The sequence below is a fragment of the Dyadobacter sp. HNCC25DJ187 genome, assembly GCF_056895255.1.
This window is the reverse complement of sequence record NZ_JBXHAT010000003.1, coordinates 411,409-437,471: the sequence shown is the minus strand read 5'-3', so window position 1 is coordinate 437,471 and position 26,063 is coordinate 411,409. Positions and strand designations below refer to the sequence as shown.

The window sequence follows — 26,063 nt, the reverse complement described above, 5'->3', positions numbered from 1 at the left end:
ATTAGCTACTTTTGTTTACAAACTTAAAAAACAAGTAATATATGAATTTAGCCAAATTGAGCTGTTCGCTTCTGGCCATTTCACTTCTGGCCTCTGGCTGTAAGAAGGAAAAAGAGGAGTCAGATGTTCAAGAAGTACCTGGTTACGACATTACCTCGCTGGACTCCACCTATAAGGCCTGCGACGACTTTGACAACTATGCCAACGGAGGTTGGAAGAAGAACAATCCCATTCCCGGAACAGAAAGCCGATGGGGGGCATTCGGTATTCTGGATAAAGAAAATAAAGAAGTTCGCCTGAAGGGAATTATCGAAGAAATCACAAATTTAAAAGATCGTAAGAAAGGAACTGAAGAGCAGCAGATCGCTGATTACTATCAGTCTTTCCTGGATACTGCAACAATCGAAAAAAGGGGAATAGAACCTTTGAAACCCTATCTGGATAAAATTGAGTCTATTACTTCTCTAAAAGACCTTGCTTCAGTAACCGGGGAATTGCAGAAGATTAATGTTTCAACTGTAATTGGTTTCTATGTGGACGGCGATCTTAAAAATAGTAAAGTAAATGCGCTTTACCAGGGACAGGACGGACTGAGCCTGGGAGAAAAAAGCTACTATGAAAGAGCGGATTCGAGTACTGTAAAGGTTCGCGGCGAATTTGTGAAGCACGTGGACACCATGTTCGGACTTGCTGGTTTTAAAGATGCTAATTCCGGCAAAACCATTCTTGACTTCGAAACCAAATTAGCCAAGCTCCAACTAAGCAATGTTGAGCTTCGGGATCCTGTAAAAACCTATAACAAAACATCTTACAAAGATTTCAAGGCTCTTTTGCCGGACTATGATCTCGATGCTTTTACCAAGAATCAGGATATTAAAAGCGACACGGTGATCCTGCAGAATATTGCTTACCTGACCAATACTAACAAGTTACTGAAAGCGACTCCGATCGCAACACTTAAGTTGTACACCAAATGGCAGTTATTGTCGACGGCGGCAGGATATCTTCCAAAGGGTTTTGACAATGAAAACTTCCGATTCTTCGCAACCGTAATACGTGGAACAAAGCAACAACGTGCAAGAACCGAGAGAGCGATCCGTTCTACCGACGGCCTCCTTGGTATGCCCCTGGGTAAACTATTTGCTAAAAAGTATTTCCCTGAAGATGACAAAAAGAAGGTTTCTGAGATGATTGAAAACGTTCGTACTGTATATGGCGAACGTATTGATAAGCTTACTTGGATGAGCGACTCAACCAAAAAAAGAGCTCACAAAAAACTAAAATCTTTCACCTACAAGATTGGTTATCCTGACAAATGGAAAGACTACTCTTCTATTAAAATTGAAAAAGATAAACTTTTTGAAAACGTAGTAGCAGCTTCTATTTTCAGCCATGAAGAGACTGTAAAAAAAATTGGCAAGCCTGTTGATAAAAGTGAGTGGTATATGACCCCACAAACGGTGAATGCCTATTACAATCCTTCAGGCAACGAAGTAGTGTTCCCGGCTGGCATTTTACAACCGCCGTTCTACAACCGTAATGCAGATGACGCAATCAATTATGGAGGTATTATTGCTGTAATCGGACATGAATTTACGCATGGTTTTGACGATCAGGGATCGCAGTTTGACGAAGAAGGTAATCTGGTCAATTGGTGGACTCCGAGCGACCGCGCCAACTTTGATAAACTGACAAAACGTTATATAGACTACTTCAGCGGTATAGAAGCCTTGCCTGGCTTCAAAATTAACGGCGCATTGACAATCGGGGAAAACGTAGCAGATTTAGGTGGATTAACACTTGCTTACTATGCATTGGAGAAATCACTGAAAGGCAAACCGGAACCAAAACTAATAGATGGTTTCAACTGGAAGCAAAGATTCTTCCTGGGCTGGGCGCAGGTTTGGCACATGAATACCACAGACGAAGCGTTGCGCAACCAGGTGCAAACCGATCCGCACTCCCCTGCCCGTACCCGTATCAACGGCCCGCTGCCCCATCTGAAAGAATTCCAGAATGCCTGGAATTGTGTTGAAGGAGGGAAAATGGTATTACCGGAAGCTTCGAGAGTGGTGATTTGGTAGGTTTAAGAAAAAGTTACAGGGGGTTAAGAAGTTATAAGTAGTTAGGCCATTCGGGAGAGCTGTTTTCCGGATGGCTAATTACTATAACTCCTTCTAACTTCTTAACTCCTTTATAAGAAATCTACTTCCCCGCCATATACCTGTTCCTGTACACACTGGGGCTGCAGCCTTTTACCTGCCTGAATTGCCGGGCGATGTTTTTGCTATCAGTCAATCCCATGTCCAGAGCAATTTCAAACACTGACATATCCGTATCCAGCAATTTCTGGGTAAACTTTTCAATACGTAAATTGAAGATGTACTTGTATACCGGATATCCGGTAATTTCCAGAAAGCGTTTTTCCAGAGCTCTTCGGGACAAGGGCACCTGTTTCACTACCTCATCCACATGCAGATTTTTATCAATATTCTGATGGATGAATTTTAAAGATGTTGCTATGTGGTCATCATTCGTAGCATATATATCCGTAGAATGCCTGGTAATGACCTGCATCGGCTTCACGATAATATCATGAAATTCGGCTATGCCATTTTTGATCATATGATCCAGCAAGCGGGCAGTATCATAGCCCCCTTTTTCCACATCCAAAGCAATACTTGAAAGCGGCGGATCTGAAAGATCACAGATCATCTCGTCATTATCCACACCTAAAACAGCTACTTCTTCCGGAATTCTGATACCCAGGTAGCGACAGGCCTCGGTAATATGTTGCCCCTGATTATCATCACACGCCATCAGTCCGATGGGTTTGGGAAGTGATTTTAACCAACGACTTAACGAGCTGGGCTTATAATACCACAGTTCAGTGGAACGAGCCTTTTTATGTTCGAAGTAGTGAACTTTGTGTCCCATACTTGTGAGGCGCTCCTCAAATCCCTCCGCGCGTTCTCGCGACCAGACAATATCACCAAAACCATAAAAAGCAAAGTTGGTAAATCCCTTTTTCAGGAAATAATCTGCTCCAAGCTGTCCGGTTTCATGGTACGCTCCGGTGATATTGGGAATTTCTGTAAACCTTTCCTTAAAATCCTGTGCAATGACTGGTATACCTGCCTGTACAAATTTGCCTATTTCATTATCATTGTATAGCTGTCCTATAATTCCGTCAGCCTTCCATTCCAAAGCCCATTTAAGAATACCATCCAACCCTACAGTCTCCCGGTGAAACAGAGGCATACGACAAAATATCCACGGACCAAATTCCCGTGAGTAGCTATTGATCCCCTTCATCAGACTCTTGCTGTATTCTTCAGCGAAATCAATAAGTACAATAATTTTATACATGGATAGCTAACCGTGGTTTATTCTGAGTAATCATGTTAAAACCATACACTAACTCCGATTTAATGCAAAAAATGTTACATTAATCAGAAAACGATTCGAACCGGACCATGAACACAATTCTATCAGGATACATTGTTCTTGCAATTGCATACCTGGCCCAAACCCTGATGATACGATTACGCTTTATTGCCAATTAACTCCCTTCTCTTACCTATCCTTGCATTTGTTACCAATGGACGAGCCCAAGCTCCTATACTCAGAATGTATCCGAGTGGTACGAGCAGAAATACCATGGCTAGTTTCAGACCAAATGCCTCTCCAAGTGCTCCGACAATGAGAGGAACCACAGCACCTCCGCAAATACCGGCGCACAAAATCCCCGAAAATGTACCATGATGTTGAGGCACCGAATTTAAAGCCAAAGAGAAAATAACCGAATACATGACCGAGGCAAAAAAACCAGCAGCAGGAAAAGCAATAAGTGCAGTCTGCAATGAGCCGAACAAAGCAGCCAACAAGGATAATACCGCTCCGGAAGTGAACAAAATAAGCACATGCCGGCTATCAAAAATTTTAAGCAATAATAAGCCTAACAAGCAACCAATAGATAATAATCCCCAGAAGTTAGAGATGACTGTAGCACCCGTTGTACCAGGGTCAGCCCCATGATAAGTCTGTAAAAATTGGGATATCCAGTTGGCAATTCCCTGCTCCGTTCCTACATAACAAAAGATACCGAAAAAGAAAAGCCAAACCTGACGGTTCACAGCCAGTTCCGAAAAGGAATTTCCAACATCGACTTTTTCATCATCCCGCAACTCTACTTTCGGGAAACGGACAACGCCAATTACCAGCACCATCAGAATGGAGATCACAGCAAAAACCCAATAAAGCGAAATCCACTTCAGATTTTGAGGAACAACACTATTGAGTGAATCCAGAAAAAAATCTGACTTTGAGCTATGTACGTTATTAACAAGATAGCTATACAGAAGCGGACTTAAAAACGATGCTCCCCCAAAGAATAGCTGTGCCATTACGGAATTAAATGCGAACTTAGATTCGCCCCCGGCAACCCGCAGCAAAGGATTGATGACCACCTGAAGCATAGACATACCTACACCGATAAGAAACAACGACAGTAGTGCAATGCCGAAACCCGGCATCACGGCAAAAAGAAATGCTCCTGCAAATGAGATCAGAAAGGCCCAAAGCAGCACTTTTTTCTCGCCTACCCGCTCTACTACTAAACCTGCCGGAATAGACATGACGCCATAAGCAACAAAAAAAGCGAACGGGAGAAAACCTGCCAGTCCCAAACTCAGATCAAAATCCCGCACAAGTTCAGGAACAATAGGGCCTAGAATATTGGTGAGAAATGAAATGACGAAAAAAATAAGGAAGATGAGTAAAACAATAAAAGTATTTTTCCGCATAACAGCCTATTTATGAACTTCCACGCACTAGCTACCGGAAGATCTATGATTTGTTAAAAGTATAATTCACGCATGTGTCTCTATCCGATTTCACCAACTGCAAAAGAACAAAACTTAGTTTTTATGCATCAGCGCTGCAGCCCCGAGTAACGCAATATTTTCATTTTCTGAAAGAAGCAAGGTAAGGTTTTTAACAGAACGCGGATAGGCAAAATCTTCCAGACTTTTCAGCATACTACTTTTGAAAAAACGACTCGCTTTTGCAATGGAGCCCCCAAATACAATAGCTTCAGGATCATAGGTATACATAACTGTTTTGACTACAGCACCCAGATGAACCCCAAATTCTTCCCAGGCGGCGATTGCCTTTGCTTCACCATGTAATGCAGCATGATGCGCCTGCCATGCATCCATTTGCAAAACATTCTTAAAAAACCTGTTGCACACATAATCTTCAAGAATAGAATCACGATAAGGAAGCATACCTATTTCACCTGCTCCACAATTATTTCCTGAATATAGATTGTTATCTATAATGATTCCTGAACCCAACCCGGTACCAACTGCCATTCCAACAACAGACTTAAACTGACGGGCCAGCCCAAACCGATGTTCACCCAGGATGAAACAGTTAACATCATTGTTTATTGACACAGGCAGATTAAACTCACGCTGCACAATATCCCTCAATGCTACTTCTTCCCAGGAAGGAATATTCATCACATTGTATACCATTCCTGTATCTACGTTCACCACCGACGGAACACCAATACCGATACCCTGCACAGGATATTTGGTCAACGGGCGGATTAACTCCATGAGCTGAGAAAGTGTGGAAGAAAGCGATTCCTTGTTTTCCAGCGATATTTTAGATTGACGCGTTATTGCACCACCCAGCTCAATTCCGGCCCTGATATTAGTACCGCCGATGTCTACCCCGATATTCATTCATTAAAAAGGTTGAGTATTTGTTATTTCCTGCCCTGTGTGCAAAATATTTTTTACAGACAGGGCAGGTTCAAGAGAAGGATTTACTTATATCATTTTGCGGATACCAAGCTCGTTCTGCCCGAACGACCTGCACTATCGAACGCTTTCAGTTTTATAATTCCTTTTACCTGCGCCGGTCCTTCATACAAAGTCGATTTGACAGTTGGTTCCGAACCATCTGTAGTATAACGGATCACAAGACCAGGCAATTCTGTGTTGGCCTTCAACGTACCGTTTTCTATAATCGCACCTGGCATTGGTAATCTGTAGTTATATCCTCCATTCATATATTTCAGTTTAGGAATGCTCCTTTGAGCCATTGTATTTGCAAATACATTCCATCCTTCCTGCATCATCTTTTTTCTTACTTTGTCATCAGCCACATTCTCCCAACCTCTTTCCGGAGCCCATGCACTTTCGGAGAAACCCATCAGTTTGGGCAGAATAGAGTATTCCATCATATCTCTTCCTTTGATCGTCTCGGCCCATAGTTGCGCTTCAATTCCCAGTACATTTTTTCGTGCCTCGGGTTTCAACAACTGCTTACCAGCAAATTCCTCTTTCATAGGCTTGCCCATCGCAGTTTCCTCTGTTGTTCTGAACATGTTAAAAGGAGCAAAAGCCCAGTTGTCTCTCGCATCAACAAATCCCCCCCAATACAGACCCGGCTCTTTCGGATCATTATCATAGGCCATGTCGAAGTAAAAATTTGTGACATTACAGAACACCACCTGATAACCCGCATTGGCCAGCCTGTTACCCAAGTCTACATCAAATACGTTGTTCCAGATATAAGGGACTACCGGGCGGCCAACAAATTCAGGATTTGCATTATAAATACCTGCCGGCGTCTTAGTTAGGGCTACTTCTTCCCAGCCATGCACTTTCAGATTTCTCTTTTCCAGCCTTGGCAATAGCTTTCTTAAAAAATAACTCTGCAGGTTTTTTGCACTACCAATGGAAGGATCCTCTTTTAAAAGCTTAGCGGCCATCGGAGATTTTGTCCAGGCTCCTTCCGCTACCTCATCACCACCGGTATGGAAGGTATCCATCGTAAGACCTGCTTCTTTGTACAATTTGGCCATTTCGTCCACTACCTTTTCAAAAAAATGGTAAGTTGATTCACGGGCAACACTCACAACATTATTTTTGTAAGCCTGGGCAGAGATATATTCTGATTTATCATCAGGGTCGATCAGCCTGTATTCGTTTGCCTCTTTCTCCTTGCCTTCTTTCATCAAACGCTCATATCGCGCTTCCATAGACTTGATAGCCGCCAGTGCATGGCCGGGAAAGTTCAGTTCCGGAATAACCTTGATATGTCTTTCGTTGGCATATTTCAGAATTTCCACAAAATCTGCTTTGGTATAATAGCCACTTCCATACTTGCTTTTATCTTTGGCAAAAGGACCTGAACCATAAGAAGGATGCAGTGCAGATGCTTCTTTCCCGGATGTATGTGATCTGTGTGCTCCTACCTCAGTCAATTCAGGTAGTCCATCTATTTCAACACGCCAGCCTTCATCTTCCGCTGTGTAAAAAAGCAGATGATTGATCTTATAAGATGCCAGCAGATCAATAACCCGTTTTACAGATTCTTTGGTCTGAAAATTACGGGCGACATCCAGGTGCATACTTCTAAAAACAAAACGAGGCGCATCCTGCACATTCACAAAGGGAAGAGTAAGTTCGTTAACCGGTTTAGCATAATTTTCAACCGGAGCCAATTGCAAAAGACTTTGAATTCCATAAAACACACCCGATTTGTCTGATCCGGTGATAAAAATACCTTTCCCATCCACATCAAGTGTATAGGCCTCCTTTGTTTTGCCTCCGATATTCACTTTCCCATTTTTCAACACGATAACCGGTTCCGAAAGCGAACTTGCAGCTGGCAATCCTTTTTGAACAGGAAATTCAGTCCCGGTAATTTCCTTCAGTTTTTGGATCAGGTAAGTCGCTTCGTTTTCCAATCCTTCATCATAAAAAACATGATTTCTGTTTGAGAGCGTTAATGCTCCTTTTGGCGTAACTATTTTTACCGGAGTAGGTATGATTTTGAGAAGCTGATCAGCTCCGAGTTTGGTAAATTCCAGATTATGCGCATAGCGCGACTCAGCAGTAGGTATTTTATATAAATCTCTTTTTCCCCTCAGTATCTGCTCCTCTGTAGTGAAAGGTTCGATAGTGTAATCTGTAACTTCAGCAATATCTCGCTCTTTACCTTCCTCATCGTAGAATACGAAATAAAGTCCGAGAGGGGCATCTGTTTCTTTAATTACTCCCTCTGTACCGGTATAATGGATGACCGCCGAATCTCCGGGTAGAAGAGAGAAGTCTTTGGCCGGAATCATCTTATACCAATCGCCATTAATATGCTCGACCGTCGCCGGCTCAGGTGTTTTGTTGGTTTGTATTGGACGAGGTGACATGTTAAAGAACAGCGCCCAGTTGGTGCCGTCCAGTTTGACACCACTCTCATTTTTTAGTGTGAATTTTGCAGAAAAACTACCATTAGGCTCAACAAAATTGCTGATAAGTTTCCAGGATACTTTGATTTTCTGACCTTCTTCCTTGGAAAGCTTGCCGGAGCTTCCGCAGCTGAATAGCCAGAATGAGACAATAGATAACAGAAGTAGTTTCTTCATAATTGACTGGTTAATTGGATCCAAAATGATTGTTTGGCAATTTATCGATTTCACCAGTTGCTTCTTAAATATTTTTAAGAATTAGTAATCTCTTTTATCGCCATCATGTTGTTCCGCAGTCTTAATACTAAAAAATTCTGAAAACATACTATTCCGGCCTGAACAACGCAGTTGGTCTAAACGCAGATTTCATCACACACCACCTCCAAAACCGTGCAGCACGCTGGCGCATGCAACCGGAAGATTTTATCTGTTTTTCCCTTCCCACATCATTAACCCTTCTATCAGTGCACCAATCTGGTCAAGAGGCATAGCTTCTGTCAAATAGGCATGTTGTCCCATGGCATCATCTCTCCAGGAATTGCTGCCTCCTTCAACAATCATCCTCCCACGCTTCACACTGAAGTAGGGATGCACGCCACGTATTGCAACCAATACCGCAGTCTGGTCCCAGCTCATACGTCCTTGTGCATCATCTTCACTTTTTGGCATAGCATGTGCATATACATCTTTCACAGGGCTGTTAAGCCTCTCGTTAGCTACCAGTTTTAAGCCTGTTTTGATCTTATTTCCTATTTCAAAGCCACTTAAAATAACCTGGGTTGGCCATTGGCTGAATACTTTCTCTGCTGCGAGAGAATCCGTAAATACATTATATTCCCGTCCTGTCGGAAAGGCTCCAGCCATAGCAACGAGTTCTTTCACTTTACGTCTCACCAGATCTTGACCCGACAATAAGGAGTTCTTATCGGGTTGCGACTCCAGCAAGTTTTTCAAATTGGTTAGGAAACCGATCGTGACAATGGTAACACTGTTATCCGGTTGTGCCGCCAATATTTTCCTATAAGTTTCTACAGCATCGGGAGCGTCAGTTGTATTTTTGATCTTATGCGGGTATTTCGCAACCAGCATCTCAGGCCATTTTTGAGAAGCACCATGGTCAGGAGCACTGCCTTTTGGTGCACCAACCGGCAGCTCTGGTCTTCCAAACCATGTATTAATCACATCAATGCATGGAATCACTAACTCATTTTTGTTCGATGCGATCACAGCCAATGGTCTCATTTCGCCTCTGTCCGCCATGGCATGAAACATGGCCATCGCTCCTACGTCGTCATAATCCGGCCCTATATCTGTATCCAGAATAACGGCTGGAGTTTGGCGATTGCCTATTTGTGCATAAGCTGATGTGGTGATGAAAAAACTGAGGAGTAAAACTATTCTATACATGATTCTAAAAGCTGATTTGCTGCTAAATGGCATTTTGATTTTTCTCAAAGTACCTGTTATTCTTATTTAAAATTTACGTTAAAGTGGTCTCTCCTGCTGCAGCAAAGTGAGGAAAAAATTAAAAGCCTGTCTTATCATCATTATTCATTTTATCGATTTCTTTCCTTACTTCATCCAGTAATTGCTGTTCAGTAGGTAGGTACAGCTGATACTTACTTGCAATAATATTCCTGCTATTTTCAGGCAAGGAAATCTTTACCATTGTATCATTTTTATCGGTCCTGATTGGCGATTGGTATAAGTATCTTGTAATGCGTCCAACTGAATTGCGTCCGCAGTGCGGCCGCAATTGGAAATAATCTGTAAAACTGCCTGTTACGCTCCAACTGCCTAATAGAAAATCCTGAGCCCATTACTGGCTGAAACTCATTGGATATCGACTTAATCAGAAAAGTGCCGTAAGCAGCACGGTCTTCACCATGTTGTTCTTCTTCAAAAATGACCCTGCCGACCTGCCAGTACATTAACACTCTTTCAAAGTCTACACTTCGGACAGCTCTCTGCTGCGCATCGGAAATAATAGCATGTATCTGCGTGATGATATTTTTATTCAGCTCCATAGATGTGTGTGAAGATTCGTGTAAAGTTATCTCTAGCGATATTGACAAATATAACTGAATAAAATCAGGAACATCCGTAGAAAAGGGACGCTCATACATGAGGAAACAGGCGATCTGCAGATGTAGCGATATTCAGACGTTCACCTTAAACCTTTGTGATTCCGTTGTAAGTCGTTTAACTTCGCCTCCGCGTTGAATCCACATCATCGGGGTGGCTCTGGCCATTTAACGTCAGACATTTAATGCAATCAACTTTCTCATCAGAATCAACATGAATTTATACGGTTTAATAGGATTTCCACTTACTCACTCGTTTTCAAAGCGTTATTTCAGTGATAAATTTATCAGAGAAGGAATAAAGGAAAGCAGCTACGATCTTTACGAAATGGAAACGTTGGACGGGCTTGCCGAGCTGCTAAAAAAAACTGATTTACGAGGGTTAAATGTCACTATTCCATACAAAAAAGCTGTTATCAGTCATCTGGATGACTTAGATGATTCCTCTGCTGAGCGAATCGGAGCAGTTAACACCATCAAGATCTTTGCTGATGGCAGCACCAAAGGATATAATACCGACTATTACGGATTCAAACAATCATTGGTAGAGTGGCTTGATCGCCGTGGAGAATCCTGCAGTAGCTTTCAGGCACTTATTTTAGGAAATGGCGGTGCAGCCAAAGCTGTGCAGGTAGCACTGCAAGATCTGGAAATCGTATATGAGCAAGTCTCCCGCAGCCCTCAGAACGGTTGTATAGTATATGAAGATCTGAATGAAGAAATTGTCAGTTCCCACCGTCTTATTATTAATACAACTCCCCTCGGCACCTATCCTCATGTCGAAGGATGTCCGGCACTTCCATTTGAATGGGTTGGCAATCAGCATTATCTTTATGACCTTGTGTATAATCCAGCCGAAACCACCTTTCTCAAAAAAGGAGGAGAAAAAGGAGCCGTTTTGCAAAATGGTTTGAAAATGTTAGAACTACAGGCAGAAAAAGCCTGGGACATTTGGACCAATGATGACGAAATGTGGAGTATTTAAACTTTTCGGTAATAGGTCCATAAATCATCCTGCACCTTCTCGGAACCTGTCAGGATTCCGTGGGGTGCAGGGGCAACAATCCCCTCTCTCAAAATCATATTGCTCTGGCATCGGCGTATTTCGTCCCAAAATCCACTTTTCAGGAAGGAATTTATAACTGCAGGGCCACCTTCTACAAATACAGAATGGATTTTCTTTTCGACCAGCTTCTTTAGTAACTGTTCTATTTCATCCTTTCCGGGGTTGATCTGGATGCTGTCCGATTCCGGAATATCATTATAGCGCTGAGGATAAGACATATCCTTAGTTTCACTTTGATAACCCGCTACAATTGTAGGTTGCGATCCATCGAAGACATGTAGCGTTTCCGGTAAGATCCTGTTTCTATCCAACACAATCCTGACCGGGTTTTTTCCCACCCATTGTCTGACGTTCAAACGGGGATTATCTACCAACGCCGTATTGAAACCCACTAAAATCGCATCTTCTTCACTACGCCATTTATGAACACGCATATTGGAATACGAATTACTGATCGCAACAGGAGCTCCATTACTATGCCCCAGATACCCGTCAGCAGTTTCAGCCCATTTCAGAATTATGTACGGCCGGTTTTCTTTCAATGCCAGAAAAAAACGTTTGTTCAGCTCCAGCCCAGACTCTTCCATTATCCCTTGCTCCACGTTAATTCCAGCACATCTAAGCTTCTCAATACCCTGCCCTGCAACAAGTGGATTCGGGTCATGATTACAGATCACCACTTTTTTAACATTCTTTCTCACAAGAAGATCAGCACATGGAGGCGTCTTCCCGGTATGAGAGCATGGTTCGAGTGTAACATACACGACAGATTCAGATAATAAAGTCGAGTTTCCCTTTTCTTCGGCATCTTCTACTGCCCTCACTTCGGCATGCGGGCCACCATAATGCCTGTGCCAACCTTCACCTATAATTTTCCCTTCATGTACGATTACACAGCCTACCATCGGGTTCGGGCTAACGCTTCCCCTGCCGTATTCTGCCAACTGCAAAGCGCGCTGCATCCATTGAATATCTGAGTTCATAGTGGTAAAAATACAAAGTTGGCATCAAACTCAAGTTTCGGGAGTTCTTTAAATTTGTTAACTTTCCGACCTAGGAATAAAAACTCATAAAAAATGACTTCGGCACGTCAGCTATATAAAAATATTGTAAGCGGCATTACAGCATATCCCGACAAAGAAGCGCAAGCGATCACATTCATGCTATTGGAGCATTATATGCGTTTGAGAAATATCGATGTTCTTGTGGACAGACCGATTCCTGAAACGACTGCGCAACCCGACTGGCTTTCCATTATATCCCGCCTTAACAACAGCGAACCTGTTCAGCATATTATTGGCTCTACCGAATTCTGCGGTCTGGAGTTCAGAGTATCTTCATCTGTACTTATTCCGCGTCCGGAAACAGAAGAACTTGTACGCATGGTAACCCGGGATTATGCCGAACCGGATAAGGATATTTCTATTCTCGACATTGGTACCGGTAGTGGATGTATTGCTATTGTGCTGGCGCGCTTCCTTCCACATGTAAGCGTGCATGCATGGGACGTATCTGACGAAGCGCTTGAGGTGGCACGTGAAAATGCCCGTCAGCTTATTGCAGATGTGCAATTTGCCAAGCAGGATATGCTGAATGTAACTTTCCCATTACCGGGAAACGTGATCAAATTTGACTGTCTGGTGAGCAATCCGCCATACGTTACCTATTCTGAAGCGGAACATATGCGCCCGAACGTACTACGATTCGAGCCACATGAAGCTTTGTTTGTAGAAGATAACGATCCGTTATTGTTTTATAAGGCTATAGCTGATTTCGGTAAACACCATTTGAAAGAGGGAGGAAAATGCTATGTAGAAATCAATGAGCATTTTGGACTTGAAACAAAGAAAGTTTTTGAAGAACGGTCTTATCGAAAAGTAGAGATTCTAAGGGATATACATGGAAAAGACAGGTTCGTAAGAGCTATTTGGGAGCATTAAAAAAGCAAACGCGGATTAACTATCGTCGTTATGCTTAAAACAGAATAACATGTATTTAGAAAAAATAAAGGATGTCCTCGACGAACTGGGAAAAGTAGTGGTGGGGCAGGATCGACTGCTTAACCGACTCTTGATTGGCCTTTTTACCGGCGGACATATTTTACTGGAAGGAGTTCCGGGACTTGCCAAAACCCTGACGATTAATTCGATGGCCAGAGTTCTGGATCTGGAATTTAAAAGAATCCAGTTTACACCAGATTTGCTTCCTGCCGATTTGATCGGTACTATGATCTATAAACCAAAGATTGGTGATTACGAAGTAAAAAAGGGACCCATATTCTCCAATATTATTCTGGCGGATGAAGTAAACCGTTCCCCGGCCAAAGTACAATCTGCCCTGCTGGAGGCCATGCAGGAAAAACAGGTAACCATAGGTGATGAAACGTATCATCTGGATCGCCCGTTTATCGTTCTTGCTACTCAAAATCCGGTAGAACAGGAAGGAACCTATCCCCTTCCGGAAGCACAGATTGACAGGTTTATGATGAAAGTATATGTTGATTATCTAGAGAAGGCGGAAGAATTGGAAGTGATGCGGAGGATGTCGGATATCAACTACGATTACAAGATAAAGCCTATTCTCAATAAAGAAGATATTTTTGCAGTTCGCAACGCTGTCAATAATGTTAACATTTCGGATACGTTGGAGCGCTACATCATCGAACTGGTTTTCGCAACACGTCGTCCACTGGATTATGGCCTGAGAGACGAAGCACGTTACATACAGTTTGGAGTATCACCCCGTGCAACCATCTATCTAAACCGGGCAGCCAAAGCCATGGCTTATCTGGAAGGAAGAGATTACGTATTACCCGAAGACATCAAGGAACTTGCTCCTGACATTATGAACCACAGGATTTTGCTTAACTATGAAGCAGAGGCAGATAATGTCAGAACGATATCCATTATCGATTCTATATTGAGAAAAGTGGCAATCGGATAATAATTACGGAACAGGATCGTGACCGTGACCTCCCCAGGGATGACAACTGCCAATTCGTTTCAAGCCCATCCACCCTCCTTTGACCACGCCGTATTTTTGAACAGCCTGGATCATATACTGCGAACAGGTAGGCGTATAACGGCACGAATTAGGTAAATAAGGAGACAACACTCCTTGGTATATACGAACCAATCCTATGAGTATGAATTTCATCTTATGACTTGTAACAAGATAGACCACGTTGCTAAAACTTCTGCTACACAACGCAAATACACCGGCATACGTTCTGCAAAAGTTTTGAGTTCTCATTCTTAATATCATGCGACAGGTATAATCAATACGTATTTTTCACTCATATTTGTAAAAGTATCCAGCCATCCTTAGCTACATCGCTTATTAACATCGTATAAAATGCTTTCATACATCATCTGGGATGTCAATCCCGAAATTTTTACAATACCAGAAATAGCAGGCTTTGGTCCTTTCCCGGTTCGCTGGTATGGACTTCTGTTTGCAGCCGGCTTCCTGATTGGCCAGCAGATCATGATCCATATTTTCAAAAAGGAAGGTAAACCTGAGGAAGATATTGATGCATTGACATTGTATATGGTGATCTCAACTGTATTAGGTGCCCGTATAGGTCATTTCCTTTTTTACCAGCCCGAAGTTTTGTTTAAAAATCCTCTTGAAGTGATTATGCCTCCGTATGCCGGTCTGGCCAGCCATGGAGCTATTATCGGTATCATTACCGGTTTGTTACTTTATTCAAGATCACGAACTTCATCCGGGCAAACTTTCCTTTGGGTAGCTGACAGAATCGTTATTTTGGTGGCGCTTACAGGTTGTTTTATACGCTTCGGCAATCTGATGAACCATGAAATCGTAGGTAAACTGACAGATATGCCCTGGGGTTTTATATTCCTTCAAAACACAGAATTTTCGCAAAATCCAAGGCATCCTGCACAACTTTATGAATCCATAACCTGTCTGGTTCTTTTCTTTATTTTGTTTGCATTATGGAATAAGTACAAGGCAAAGACTCCACGTGGCCTTTTGGTAGGTATATTTTTCGTGTGGGTATTTACACTCAGGTTCCTCTATGAATTCCTTAAAGAAAATCAGGAAGCATTTGAAGCTGATTATGCGTTGAATATGGGCCAGATATTAAGCATTCCGGCAGTAGCATTGGGATTATTCTTTATTTGGAAAAGCAGGCAAAATCAACTGCCGGCATAAACACAAAATCAAAAAAAACCGGGAGTTGGCCAGCTTCCGGTTTTTTTAATGAAGCTATTGCATCACCATCAATTTCATAACTATTAACCTTTTTCAGGCAGTAGCAACATCCATCTTATCACGGAGTATTTGCTTGGCTTTTACTAACTGATTTTTTACTGTGTTTTTTGAGATTCTTAAGAATTCAGCAATTTCCTGATAAGACTTACCTTCTTCTATATTCAGTTTTAGAACCATTTTACGCTTTACAGAAAGTGATTCTACCGCATTATTCAAAAGACTCATTCTTCTCTCCTTTTCTTCTCTTTCATCATCTGCGATCAGCATCATTCCTTCCATAAACTGTTTTCTGAGCTGCTCACTTTTCTCCATTTTTTTGAAGTAGTCAAAAGCCATATTTCTCAGACAGGTAAATAAGTAAGAGCTAAAATTGTATTCCGGTTTAATTTGCTCACGCTTGATCCATATCTTCAGAAATACATCCTGAACCATGTTTTCCGCTTCTTCTTCATCCTTCAGAAGGGAAGTTGTAAATCGGAGTGCAGGCGACTTATAATAGTTATACAATTCCGCAAAGGCATTTTCATCACCTTGGGTCACTTTTGTCAGGATATTCTCGTCAGGATGGGCCACGATAGTAAGGATTTAATCTAAAAATGATATATTTCAAATCTTAAAAATCAATCAGATAGTTTATTTTAATCTTACAATAATTATATTTTATAAGCTGAAACTGTTTTATTTCTATACAAAACACTATTATGAAAAATGCATCAGATTGTATATAAAATATTAAAAAACACTCAATTCGTAATCTTAAATTTTACTATTGAAAAAAGTTTCAATGTTTTCTTTCGTGCGGCGTCATGAATTTCTGATGATAAATGTACCTGATGATTTTTGATTTCAAATCGCAACTTGCGTAAAAATATCTTCATTTTGCGCAAAGATCATTTATTTAACAAATCAGTAACAATTATTTAGTATCAGGATCATATAAGCTCATTATCAAGGTATTTCACATAGGTGACTTGTTAAAAATCACCGTACATGTTACCGTTTTATTTTTTCCAAATCTCCCATTCTATAGCATCTTCAATAGCCTGCCTTTTTACATTACAAGTATATAGGTACAAATGAGTTTCTTTCTTAGACTCAGAGCTCAACTTAAGATACCTCCATGGATCAAAGTCAGATTGAAGAAATACTTAAAGGAATAGCTTCTGTTAAAATTGCCGTATACGGAGATTTTTGTCTGGATTGTTACTGGATCATGGATCCGGCAGCATCCGAAATATCTGTTGAAACTGGCTTAATGACTGAAACAGTAAGAAAGCAATACTACTCGCCAGGAGGAGCAGCCAATGTAGTGGCAAATATTGCAGCCTTAAAGCCTGCATCTATACAAGTGATTGGTACGATTGGTGATGATATACATGGACGAGAACTTACTGCCCAACTTCAGCATACCGGCGCCGATACTGAGTCACTTTTTATTCAAAAGGACAACTTTGATACCTACAGTTATCTGAAGCGACATCTGGAAGGATCAGAGCAACCACGTATTGACTTCGGCGGATACAACAAGCGTAGTGAAGAGACCGATGAATTACTTCTGGCTTCCATTGAAAAAGCACTTCAGGAATGTGACGCGCTCATCTTTAATCAGCAGGTTACAGGAAGTATTTCAAATGATTTGTTTATTGATAAAGTAAATGCTGTTTTTAAAAAGTATCCTGAAAAGACTGTCATTCTCGATTCCCGTCATTTTAACAGCCGCATTGAAGGAACCTACCTGAAAGCAAACGACAGGGAAATAGCAACGCTGGCAGGTAAGGAATTTAACGAACTGACCTCCCTGTCAGACCTCAGAAATTGGGGCCGTGAAATTTTTAGAATAAGGCAAAAACCGGTCATCGTTACCTGTGGTGAAAAAGGAATTCTTTCTTTTGATGCGCATGGCGATTATCATATACCCGGACTGCAGCTCAAAGGAAAATTAGATACAGTTGGAGCCGGAGATACGGTGGTTAGCGCTACGGCTCTTTGTCTTGCTACCGGAATTCGTGTTGAGGAAGCGACCAAATTTGCAAATTTCGCCGCTGCTGTAACGGTTCAAAAACGTTTTACGACCGGAACTGCAAATGCGGATGAAATTCTGGCTATAGCCAGTTACCCTGATTTCATTTATAATCCTGACCTGGCAACCAACGAAAGAAGCGCTTCCTTCATCGCTAATACCGAATTTGAGCTGTGCGACCCGACTGTTTTGTTGAAAATGGGACATATCAGGCATGCAGTATTCGACCACGACGGAACGATCAGTACGCTACGGCAAGGTTGGGAAACTATTATGGAGCCCGTCATGATGAAGTCTATCCTCGGAGCGCATTATGAAACTGTTGAGCAAAAGATATATCTCGGCGTACAGCATACCGTAAAGGAGTTCATCCATAACACCACCGGCATACAAACCATTTATCAGATGGAGGGACTGGTGGCTCTGGTAAGAGAATTCGGATTTGTTCCGGAAGATCAGATTCTTGATAAGTTCCGGTATAAAGATATATACAATGACGCCTTGATGGAGATGGTTGGAAAACGGATGCAAAGGCTGACATCCGGTGAGCTGTCACAGGAAGATTTCACTTTGAAAGGTGCTGTTCAATTTTTACGATCACTAAAAGAAAGAGGTGTAAGAATGTACCTGGCAAGTGGTACCGATGTGGATGATGTCAAAAACGAAGCAACTGTCCTGGGTTATGCCGATCTGTTCGATGGGGGTATATACGGTGCTTTGAAAGAGTATACCAAGTTTTCAAAAAAGATGGTGATAGAAAACATCATCCGCGATAATAACCTCCACGGCAAAGAGCTGGGTGTCTTTGGTGATGGTCCGGATGAAGTCAGGGAAGGTAACCGCGCAGGTGGGATTTCCATCGGCATTACCAGTAATGAAGAGCAACGCTTTGGTCATAATCCTGATAAAAGACCGAGACTTATAAAAGCCGGAGCTCAAATCCTGATTCCGGATTTTTCACAGCATCAGAAACTTACCACATTACTTTTCAATGTAAACTATTGATTAAAAACCTGTTGCCTGGCGTTCAAAAATCTAAACCACATCATATCTCCGGTCATTATTACAGAATGAAGAAATACCTGGTTATTATATTGATTAGCATCATTGCAAATGCAAATGCACAAATTGTACAGCAAACACTCGTTTTCCCGCATCAAGGTCAGCATGTGCATGCGAGCAGCCTGTTGAACCTTCCTAACGGCGATATGCTCATCACCTGGTTTCAGGGTAGCGGAGAACGCAAGGAAGATGATGTTCGCATTATGGGAGCACGCCTAAAAAAAGGGCAAAAAACATGGTCTGCACCATTCCTCATGGCCGACACACCTCACTTGCCTGATTGTAACCCGGTACTCTTTCTGAACAAATCCGGAAAACTGTTTCTGGTATGGATTGCCGTACAAGCCAATCTTTGGGAACAATCGATTCTGAAAGTGAGAACATCCACAGACTATTTCAAAGAAGGAGCACCGGTTTGGAACTGGCAGGACAACATCCTACTCAAACCAGACGCGAAGTTTGCAGAAGAGATGGCAGCGAAGTTTAGAAAGCTCCCGGAAGCTAAAACTGGCTGGGCAGGATACGCTCCCAAATATGATGAAATGATTGTGGACGCAGCCAAAGATCCTTCCAAACGTAGTATTGGCTGGATGACACGAATCAAACCTTTGGTTATGGAAGACAGGAAAATTGTTCTTCCGCTGTATTCCGACGGATACAATTTATCTATGATGGCTATATCGAAAGACGATGGAAATACATGGCTACCTGGTCTGCCGCTGGTAGGACGAGGACCCATTCAGCCTGCAGTGGTAGCCCGGAAAAATGGAAACCTGGTAGCCTATATGAGAGACAGTGGTGATCCACCGACTCGTGTACATATCAGTGAGTCAACAGACGGAGGGCAAAGCTGGGAGCCCAGTAAGAAAACAGACATCCCAAATACAGCCAGTGTAGAACTTCTTGTTTTAAAGGATGGCCGCTGGGCATTTCTGGGTAACGACATTGATGATGGACGGTATAAACTCAATCTGCTCTTGTCAGATAATGAAGGTAAAACCTGGAAATCAAAAGTGGTATTGGAAGACGATACTACTAAAAAAGGAGGTTTCTCTTATCCATCCCTTGTTCAAAGTAATGATGGCTTCATTCATCTTTCCTATTCGCATCATCCTGAAAAAGGTAAGAAATCGATCAAATACGTAGTCGTTGATCCGGCAAAGATCAAATAGATAGCAAGGTGGTATGCACCTGCACTAAAATTTATAAATATATAGCAATGCAAAAGTTTATTAGCCCTCTTCTGCTTATGGCAATGGCAGGTATCATTTCCTGTTCTAAATCAGTGATGCAGCCAATTCATGAAGACAAGCCATTCATTCAGGATTATAGTGTTAAATATTACTCAGATACTACCCGGCAGCACCTTATCCAATCTGCTTCTGATAAAAATGGTTTGATAAAGATCATCTCAGCAGAGGGCCTTCTGCATACCTACAATGGTCATTTTCAACACCATGGCACTATAGCACCCGATCAGTCCTATCGGTTCTTAAAAGACAAAAAAATTGTAGGAGTTACCAGCTATCAGGATCAGTTTGTATACCTGAGCGACTCCGTCGTTTTTGCCAATGCCTGGGCAGGAAAATTATTTATCAGGCATACCTTGCCCCATGCAAACGTTTTTGAAGGCGGACAAAATTTCAGCTTTTTAGTATCAGATGGCAAGTCTCTGCAACTGGTGCAACAGGATCAGGCTCCCTGGACTGGCTCTTTGTCCGGAGATAAGGTGATCGAAATACGATTCAATCCAAACGATGGTCAGTTCTGGATTCTGGGAAGTAGAACACTTTCCGTTTTCGATCCGGTTGTGAAAAATCTGAAAAAGGTTTTTGATGGCACTGATTTCACCTCCTTCGACCTTTATAAAAAAAATACTATTGCTGTAATCGGGACAACTGACGGATACCTGGACTATGACATCGTTTCGCAAAAGCAAGCAGGTGAAATACGTAGGAAATTACCTGTTACCAATATTTCATCAGTAAGAGTCATAGACGAGAAGCTGTGGTTCGGTTCTACAGATGGCGCTTTCTCGCTTCGTGCAGATGGGAAATATGATTACTATAACGGAGAACGCTGGCTACCAGGCAACCATGTAAAGCAAATCACCAAGGGGCCGGGCAACTCTGTATTGTTTCTTACCAATGCCGGATTGGGACAGCTTCATTTTAAAGACATGACGCTGGAAGAAAAAGCACTTTTCTATGAAGGTCAGGTTCGCAAATTGCATATCAGAAACGGATTTAATGCAACCGTCCGTGGCATGGATCATGGCAACCTTTCAACAGGTTTTATGGAAGATTCCGACAATGACGGGTTATGGACTTCAATGTATCTCGGTGCCGAAATATTCAAATATGCAGTCACCAAGGATTCCTCCGCCTTGCAAAACTGCCGCGAATCCATGGAAGCAATGGAAAGATTGTATAGTGTAAATCCGGTTCCCGGTTTTCCTGCCCGTTCGTTTGAAAGAGCAGGGCATGTGAATGAGCTCGGAGATCCTGAATTTTGGCAACAGTCGCCAGAAAAAGAATGGGTTTGGAAATCAACAACCAGCAGCGATGAAGCCATCGGACATATTTTTGCATTCGGAGCTATGGCAGAACTGGTTCAGGATCCTGACCTGAAAAACCGTGCGGTCACGATGATTGATACGCTGATGTCGCATATTGTCAAAAATGATATGTATATGATCGATTACAATGGAAAACCAACCTTATGGGGAAAATGGAATCCTGACTATGTCAACTCTTTCCCAGAAAATGTGGGTGACCGGAAACTGAATTCTTCCAACATCATCGCAATGCTTCAGACTGCCTATCATTTCACTAAAAAGGAAAAGTATAAGGAAAAAGCGTTTGAACTCATGACCAAACACGGGTATTTTGAAAACCTGATGCGTCCCATGGAGCTGATTGGCAAAGCGCCGGAAGATGCCACAGCGCATGCCAAACACATGTCGGACGGCTGGAACCATTCGGATGATGAGATGTATTTCCTTGGCTATTGGGGATTGTACCGTTATGCGCTGAATGATACACTCAAAGCCCGATACAAAGAAACAATTATAGATCACTGGCAGGCAGAAAGACCCGAAAAGGAAGGTGCATGGAATATATTTACGGCACTCACCGGAACAGATACGTTTGACCTCAAAGAAGCAATATGGTACCTGCAGGAACATCCGATGGATATGATCGACTGGCGAATCCGCAACAGCCACAGAAAGGATATCGAAAAGATTGAACCCAACTTCCGCAAACAAACAATCAAAGAAGTACTGCCCGCAAGTGAGCGACCTATTCAAAGACACAACGGAAATACTTTCAACCTGGACCGTAACAGCAGCAATGGTACATCAATGCAAAGCGCCGGGGATATATGGCTGCTCCCCTACTGGCTGGGAAGATACTTGGGCGTTATCAGTGCTCCGGTACACAAATAGACTTTGTCACAAAGTTATTTTTCACTTTTCCGATCAGTAAGTCTGCCGTAACTTTGAAAACATTTCTGATCATTTTATTAACTGTAGCAGCTATGAGTTCCTATCCGCCGGATGAGAAGCAGATCACCCATGATCTTTCCTATCATCACGATCTTGATAACAATGATAATTTTTCTCCGGACGGTTCCTGGCTGGTTTACGACACCCGCACGGACGAAGGCGGAATTGCAGCATCAGCCAAAATTGAAAAAGTACATGTTATTACCGGCGAGAAGAGAATCCTGTTTCAGATCGAAGACAATCAGCCCTGGGGACCGGGTGCAGGAGCTGTAAGTTACAGTCCGGTTAATCATGCTGTCGTATTCATTCATGGACTTGCCACCAGTACAAAAAACAACCCATACCAGCAATGGAGACGAACAGGTGTAATCATAGAGGATGCAAAACCGAATCAGCCCATATACATGGATGCCCGTGATGTGACATATCCTTTCACGCCCGGCGCGCTACGAGGAGGAACACACAGGCACGAATGGAGCGGTGATGGAAAATGGATTGGATATACATATAACGATGCAATTCTAAAAGCCCTGGAAGACAGCACAGGAGAAAGCCATAATCTGAGAACCATAGGCGTATCAAAAAAGGGGAATCCAGTTCAGGTCAGCAGTTCCGATGAAAATGTATCAGGAACGTGGTTCAGCGCATTGGTGGTACGCGTGACACCTGTGCCGAAACCCGGAAGCGATGAAATCAGCCATGCAGCAAGTGACAGCTGGGTTGGAAAAAACGGTTATTTAAAAAATGGGAAAAGGCAAATTGCAAGAGCATTTTTGGGAACTGTAAAAACAGAAAGCGGCACCGAAGTTTCAGAAGTTTTCATCGTAGATATTCCTGATGATATAACCATACCCGGTGATAACGGCCCTCTGGAAGGCACTTCAACCAGTTTCCCAACGCCACCTAAAGGAACCGTACAGCGAAGGCTTACGCACACAACCGGCAGTGTAAAACCTGGCTGTTCAGGAATAATCCGCTCGTCACCTGACGGCAGTATGCTGGCCTTTCTTGCTTATGACACTTCAGGTATACAACAGGTTTTTCTGATTCCGGCAATTGGCGGAGCAATGACACAACTGACTTATCATGACTCCAACGTAAACGGAAACATAAGATGGCATCCGGACGGCAAAAGTGTAAGCTACATCTGGAATGGCAGTATAATGCTTTGCAAAACAGGCACAGAAGAATTTGAAAAGCGTTTTGTTGAACTTACCAACCCAACCCTCATTGCTCCAACCAACACCGTATGGTCACCGGACGGCAAAACCATTGCTTTCAACAGACTCGTAAAGCAAGCCGACGGAAAGCCTGCCACGCAACAGATTTTTATTAAAACGATCAGATAAACAGAAGAAGCATGGCTTAATTCTGTGCTTCTCTTTGCAATTTCCGGGAAGAATCTCTGATCAACAATTCAGACTGTAATACGACGCTGTTGGCAGGGTCTATATCCGAAGTTCCTGTCAGGTGGTTGATCATCGTTCTCACAGCAATTTCACCCATCTCCTTTCCGGGATAGTAAACCGTGGTAAGGCTTGGCTCCACTACCTGAGCAACAGGATCATTGTTAAATCCTGCAATGGCTATATCTTCCGGGATACGGTAACCGCGCCGTTTCAATTCCTGTATACAACTGATCGCACAAATATCGTTGGCTACAAAAATAGCATCAGGACGTACAGGCAGCTTTTCCATATAATCAATAGCCGCCTTACCTGCCTCTCTTGAAAGGTCTGTTTCTGTCACCAAAATCTCGTCAAATGCTATTCCATGTGATTGCAATGCCTTCCGGTATCCACTCAACCTGTCGACATACACATTTCTTTTCAGGTTGCCGGTAATGTGCATGATATGATTGCAACCTTGCATAATCAGATGAGACGTCACCTCATATCCCGCATGCTCATTGTCGATCGCAATGGTTGCACATTCCGAATGGCTGAAGATGCGGTCGAAAAATAATACAGGTACGCGCTTTTTAACGAAGTTTTCAAAGTGCTCAAAATCCTCTGTATCATAAGCAAGAGAAACCAACAATCCGTCAACCCGACTGTTATACATCGTTTTCGCATTGGATTTTTCTTTCTTATAGGATTCCAGCGATTGACTAATCAGCAAATTATAACCTGCCTTATTCGCCACCTCCTCCATGCCTGCAAGCACAGCAGACATAAAACTACTATCCAACCGGGGCACGATCACACCCAGTGTACTCGTACTTTTCCGTCGCAAATTACTTGCGAATGTATTGGAGCGATAACCTAGTTCGGCAGCTTTATTAGCAATGGAAAGCTTGGTTTTACTATTAATCGCCGGATGATCATTCAAGGCCCTGCTCACGGTTGCCGGAGATAAATTAAGGATTTTGGCGATATCATAAATAGTTACTTCCTTTTCCATGGGTAATTCGGGTAGGTATTTGGTTTTTATAAAAAATTCAAAGGCAAATGTAAGGGATATTGCAACCGATTGCGTCCATGTATATATCCCGATTTCTTACTGCAATGTCTTGTTTATCCAAAGAAGATAAGAAATGTAGGTTTATGCAATCGGTTACAATGCAAAATAAAACAAATATTTTTATATTATTAAACTAAATAGTATCGTCTGACATGATTCATACCATGCGTTGGTTTGGCCCGAATGATCCGGTTTCCCTTGCTGATATACGTCAGGCTGGATGTAGCGGTATTGTAAGCGCATTACATCAGATACCCGTTGGTGAGGTATGGGGAACCGAGGCAATTCAGGAAAGAATCAGCATCATTGAGAATGACAATAATAAAGTGACTCCCCTGCATTGGTTGGTTGTGGAAAGCTTACCAGTGCATGAGGACATAAAGAAAGGACTTTCGTCCCGGGATCGCTATATAGAAAACTACAAAGCTTCTTTGAAAAACCTGGCAGAAGCAGGTATCACAACAGTATGCTACAATTTCATGCCGGTGTTGGACTGGTCCAGAACTCAGCTGGATTATACCCTTTCCGAAGGACATAAAACATTACGTTTCGTATGGGAAGATTTCGCCATTTTCGATCTGTTCATTCTGAAAAGGCCAAATGCTGAACAGGATTATGAACCTGAGATCAGGGCATCAGCACAGTTGAAGTTTGAAGCTATGATGGCTGACGAAATAAGTATGCTTACCAATACTGTTTTGCTGGGATTGCCTGGCTCAGAAGAGGCTTTCGACCTGGCTGTCTTTCAAGATTTACTGAATGCCTATCGCGATATAGACGACCAGATACTTCGCCAGAATCTCTATTACTTCATACAGCAAGTGGCTCCATACGCTCAGGAACTGGGTGTCAATCTTTGTATTCATCCTGATGATCCTCCCCGATCACTATTAGGCTTACCCCGTGTTGTAAGTACGGAAGCGGATCTGGCCGAACTGATGCAGGCAAGTGATGTGACAGCCAATGGCATCACCTTTTGCACCGGATCACTCGGTGTACTTCCGGACAATGACCTGGCCGGAATGATCCGTCGGTTCGGAGACCGCATTCATTTTGTACACCTCAGAACTACCAAAAGGGAAATGGGTACAAGAAACTTTCACGAAGCACCGCATTTGAACGGCGATGTGGATATGTACGAAGTCGTAAAAGCACTTTTAGAAGAAGAAGAAAAACGGAGGAAGTCAGGCAAAAAAGCGGCACAATTACCCATGCGTCCCGATCATGGCTTTCAGATGCTGGACGATCTTCACAAACGAACCTACCCCGGTTATTCCGGTATTGGCCGGCTCAAAGCGCTTGCTGAATTACGGGGTCTTGAGCTGGGGATAAGGCGCTCCTTTAATTTATAAGCA

21 protein-coding genes are annotated in these 26,063 nt (G+C 42.6%); 10 read left to right on the top strand and 11 right to left on the bottom strand.

What is annotated here, in order from left to right; genetic code table 11:
* Positions 1-41: 41 nt before the first annotated feature.
* Complete coding sequence (locus AC1XUE_RS23025) at positions 42-2,084, top strand: M13 family metallopeptidase (protein WP_483358362.1); 2,043 nt, start codon at positions 42-44, stop codon at positions 2,082-2,084.
* Between the two features lie 121 nt (positions 2,085-2,205).
* On the opposite strand, the gene AC1XUE_RS23020 is transcribed toward AC1XUE_RS23025, so the two are convergent.
* From AC1XUE_RS23020 to AC1XUE_RS22990, 7 genes are all read right to left on the bottom strand, one after another.
* Positions 2,206-3,369, bottom strand: coding sequence for a XylR family transcriptional regulator (locus tag AC1XUE_RS23020; RefSeq protein WP_483358361.1), 1,164 nt, complete (start codon positions 3,367-3,369; stop codon positions 2,206-2,208).
* A 176-nt stretch (positions 3,370-3,545) separates the two neighbouring features.
* Entirely contained in the window at positions 3,546-4,805 is a 1,260-nt protein-coding gene (locus AC1XUE_RS23015) for an MFS transporter (protein WP_483358360.1), read from the bottom strand.
* 114 nt (positions 4,806-4,919) lie between these two features.
* On the bottom strand, positions 4,920-5,753 hold the full coding sequence (locus AC1XUE_RS23010; protein WP_483358359.1) for an ROK family protein: 834 nt from the start codon (positions 5,751-5,753) through the stop codon (positions 4,920-4,922).
* 92 nt (positions 5,754-5,845) lie between these two features.
* Complete coding sequence (locus AC1XUE_RS23005) at positions 5,846-8,443, bottom strand: family 20 glycosylhydrolase (RefSeq protein ID WP_483358358.1); 2,598 nt, start codon at positions 8,441-8,443, stop codon at positions 5,846-5,848.
* 246 nt (positions 8,444-8,689) lie between these two features.
* Entirely contained in the window at positions 8,690-9,673 is a 984-nt protein-coding gene (locus AC1XUE_RS23000) for a nucleoside hydrolase (RefSeq protein ID WP_483358357.1), read from the bottom strand.
* Positions 9,674-9,791: 118 nt separating this feature from the next.
* Positions 9,792-9,935: a hypothetical protein gene (locus AC1XUE_RS22995; protein ID WP_483358356.1), complete on the bottom strand. Its 144-nt coding sequence runs from the start codon at positions 9,933-9,935 to the stop codon at positions 9,792-9,794.
* 10 nt (positions 9,936-9,945) lie between these two features.
* Positions 9,946-10,293 carry a DUF1016 N-terminal domain-containing protein gene (locus tag AC1XUE_RS22990; RefSeq protein ID WP_483358355.1) on the bottom strand — a complete coding sequence of 116 codons (348 nt, stop codon included), beginning with the start codon at positions 10,291-10,293 and terminating at the stop codon, positions 9,946-9,948.
* Between the two features lie 271 nt (positions 10,294-10,564).
* Here AC1XUE_RS22990 and AC1XUE_RS22985 point away from each other — a divergent pair, with 271 nt between their 5' ends.
* Complete coding sequence (locus tag AC1XUE_RS22985; RefSeq protein WP_483358354.1) at positions 10,565-11,335, top strand: shikimate dehydrogenase family protein; 771 nt, start codon at positions 10,565-10,567, stop codon at positions 11,333-11,335.
* Here AC1XUE_RS22985 and ribD read toward each other — a convergent pair.
* Positions 11,332-12,399 (bottom strand): bifunctional diaminohydroxyphosphoribosylaminopyrimidine deaminase/5-amino-6-(5-phosphoribosylamino)uracil reductase RibD, encoded by a 1,068-nt coding sequence (gene ribD / locus AC1XUE_RS22980; protein ID WP_483358353.1) that lies wholly within the window; start codon positions 12,397-12,399, stop codon positions 11,332-11,334. The genes AC1XUE_RS22985 and ribD overlap by 4 nt on opposite strands.
* Positions 12,400-12,492: 93 nt before the next feature.
* On the opposite strand from ribD, the gene prmC reads away from it, so the two are divergent.
* Positions 12,493-13,356 (top strand): peptide chain release factor N(5)-glutamine methyltransferase, encoded by an 864-nt coding sequence (gene prmC, locus AC1XUE_RS22975; protein ID WP_483358352.1) that lies wholly within the window; start codon positions 12,493-12,495, stop codon positions 13,354-13,356.
* Positions 13,357-13,405: 49 nt separating this feature from the next.
* Positions 13,406-14,359, top strand: a complete 954-nt coding sequence (locus AC1XUE_RS22970) for an AAA family ATPase (protein WP_483358351.1) — start codon at positions 13,406-13,408, stop codon at positions 14,357-14,359.
* Positions 14,360-14,362: 3 nt separating this feature from the next.
* On the opposite strand, the gene yidD is transcribed toward AC1XUE_RS22970, so the two are convergent.
* Complete coding sequence (yidD, locus tag AC1XUE_RS22965; RefSeq protein WP_483358350.1) at positions 14,363-14,572, bottom strand: membrane protein insertion efficiency factor YidD; 210 nt, start codon at positions 14,570-14,572, stop codon at positions 14,363-14,365.
* Between the two features lie 198 nt (positions 14,573-14,770).
* Here yidD and lgt point away from each other — a divergent pair, with 198 nt between their 5' ends.
* A complete protein-coding gene (gene lgt, locus AC1XUE_RS22960) occupies positions 14,771-15,595 on the top strand; it encodes a prolipoprotein diacylglyceryl transferase (protein ID WP_483358349.1) in 825 nt (274 codons plus the stop codon).
* A 93-nt stretch (positions 15,596-15,688) separates the two neighbouring features.
* Here lgt and AC1XUE_RS22955 read toward each other — a convergent pair whose 3' ends face one another.
* The gene (locus AC1XUE_RS22955) at positions 15,689-16,228 is read right to left on the bottom strand and encodes an RNA polymerase sigma factor (protein ID WP_483358348.1); all 540 of its coding nucleotides are present in this window, start codon (positions 16,226-16,228) and stop codon (positions 15,689-15,691) included.
* Positions 16,229-16,775: 547 nt separating this feature from the next.
* Between AC1XUE_RS22955 and AC1XUE_RS22950 the strand changes: the two genes are divergently transcribed.
* The 4 genes from AC1XUE_RS22950 (at position 16,776) to AC1XUE_RS22935 (ending at position 23,594) form a co-directional block, all read left to right on the top strand.
* A complete protein-coding gene (locus AC1XUE_RS22950) occupies positions 16,776-18,680 on the top strand; it encodes a PfkB family carbohydrate kinase (protein ID WP_483358347.1) in 1,905 nt (634 codons plus the stop codon).
* A 65-nt stretch (positions 18,681-18,745) separates the two neighbouring features.
* On the top strand, positions 18,746-19,909 hold the full coding sequence (locus AC1XUE_RS22945) for a sialidase family protein (RefSeq protein WP_483358346.1): 1,164 nt from the start codon (positions 18,746-18,748) through the stop codon (positions 19,907-19,909).
* 47 nt (positions 19,910-19,956) lie between these two features.
* Positions 19,957-22,185: a hypothetical protein gene (locus AC1XUE_RS22940; protein ID WP_483358345.1), complete on the top strand. Its 2,229-nt coding sequence runs from the start codon at positions 19,957-19,959 to the stop codon at positions 22,183-22,185.
* Positions 22,122-23,594, top strand: a complete 1,473-nt coding sequence (locus tag AC1XUE_RS22935) for a DUF3748 domain-containing protein (protein WP_483358344.1) — start codon at positions 22,122-22,124, stop codon at positions 23,592-23,594. Before AC1XUE_RS22940 ends, AC1XUE_RS22935 begins: the two co-directional genes overlap by 64 nt.
* 16 nt (positions 23,595-23,610) lie before the next feature.
* On the opposite strand, the gene AC1XUE_RS22930 is transcribed toward AC1XUE_RS22935, so the two are convergent.
* Positions 23,611-24,648, bottom strand: a complete 1,038-nt coding sequence (locus AC1XUE_RS22930; RefSeq protein ID WP_483358343.1) for a LacI family DNA-binding transcriptional regulator — start codon at positions 24,646-24,648, stop codon at positions 23,611-23,613.
* 212 nt (positions 24,649-24,860) lie between these two features.
* Here AC1XUE_RS22930 and uxuA point away from each other — a divergent pair, with 212 nt between their 5' ends.
* Positions 24,861-26,060, top strand: coding sequence for a mannonate dehydratase (uxuA, locus tag AC1XUE_RS22925; RefSeq protein WP_483358342.1), 1,200 nt, complete (start codon positions 24,861-24,863; stop codon positions 26,058-26,060).
* The last annotated feature ends 3 nt before the right edge of the window (positions 26,061-26,063 follow it).

Coding starts and splice junctions, on each gene's coding strand:
- AC1XUE_RS23000 (WP_483358357.1), bottom strand. CDS start 9,673: ATGTATAGAATAGTTTTACTCCTCAGTTTTTTCATCACCACATCAGCT.
- lgt (WP_483358349.1), top strand. CDS start 14,771: ATGCTTTCATACATCATCTGGGATGTCAATCCCGAAATTTTTACAATA.
- AC1XUE_RS23015 (WP_483358360.1), bottom strand. CDS start 4,805: ATGCGGAAAAATACTTTTATTGTTTTACTCATCTTCCTTATTTTTTTC.
- AC1XUE_RS22995 (WP_483358356.1), bottom strand. CDS start 9,935: ATGGTAAAGATTTCCTTGCCTGAAAATAGCAGGAATATTATTGCAAGT.
- AC1XUE_RS22945 (WP_483358346.1), top strand. CDS start 18,746: ATGAAGAAATACCTGGTTATTATATTGATTAGCATCATTGCAAATGCA.
- AC1XUE_RS22930 (WP_483358343.1), bottom strand. CDS start 24,648: ATGGAAAAGGAAGTAACTATTTATGATATCGCCAAAATCCTTAATTTA.
- AC1XUE_RS23005 (WP_483358358.1), bottom strand. CDS start 8,443: ATGAAGAAACTACTTCTGTTATCTATTGTCTCATTCTGGCTATTCAGC.
- AC1XUE_RS23025 (WP_483358362.1), top strand. CDS start 42: ATGAATTTAGCCAAATTGAGCTGTTCGCTTCTGGCCATTTCACTTCTG.
- prmC (WP_483358352.1), top strand. CDS start 12,493: ATGACTTCGGCACGTCAGCTATATAAAAATATTGTAAGCGGCATTACA.
- AC1XUE_RS23020 (WP_483358361.1), bottom strand. CDS start 3,369: ATGTATAAAATTATTGTACTTATTGATTTCGCTGAAGAATACAGCAAG.
- AC1XUE_RS22970 (WP_483358351.1), top strand. CDS start 13,406: ATGTATTTAGAAAAAATAAAGGATGTCCTCGACGAACTGGGAAAAGTA.
- uxuA (WP_483358342.1), top strand. CDS start 24,861: ATGATTCATACCATGCGTTGGTTTGGCCCGAATGATCCGGTTTCCCTT.
- AC1XUE_RS23010 (WP_483358359.1), bottom strand. CDS start 5,753: ATGAATATCGGGGTAGACATCGGCGGTACTAATATCAGGGCCGGAATT.
- AC1XUE_RS22985 (WP_483358354.1), top strand. CDS start 10,565: ATGAATTTATACGGTTTAATAGGATTTCCACTTACTCACTCGTTTTCA.
- AC1XUE_RS22950 (WP_483358347.1), top strand. CDS start 16,776: ATGGATCAAAGTCAGATTGAAGAAATACTTAAAGGAATAGCTTCTGTT.
- ribD (WP_483358353.1), bottom strand. CDS start 12,399: ATGAACTCAGATATTCAATGGATGCAGCGCGCTTTGCAGTTGGCAGAA.
- AC1XUE_RS22935 (WP_483358344.1), top strand. CDS start 22,122: ATGGCTGCTCCCCTACTGGCTGGGAAGATACTTGGGCGTTATCAGTGC.
- yidD (WP_483358350.1), bottom strand. CDS start 14,572: ATGAAATTCATACTCATAGGATTGGTTCGTATATACCAAGGAGTGTTG.
- AC1XUE_RS22940 (WP_483358345.1), top strand. CDS start 19,957: ATGCAAAAGTTTATTAGCCCTCTTCTGCTTATGGCAATGGCAGGTATC.
- AC1XUE_RS22990 (WP_483358355.1), bottom strand. CDS start 10,293: ATGGAGCTGAATAAAAATATCATCACGCAGATACATGCTATTATTTCC.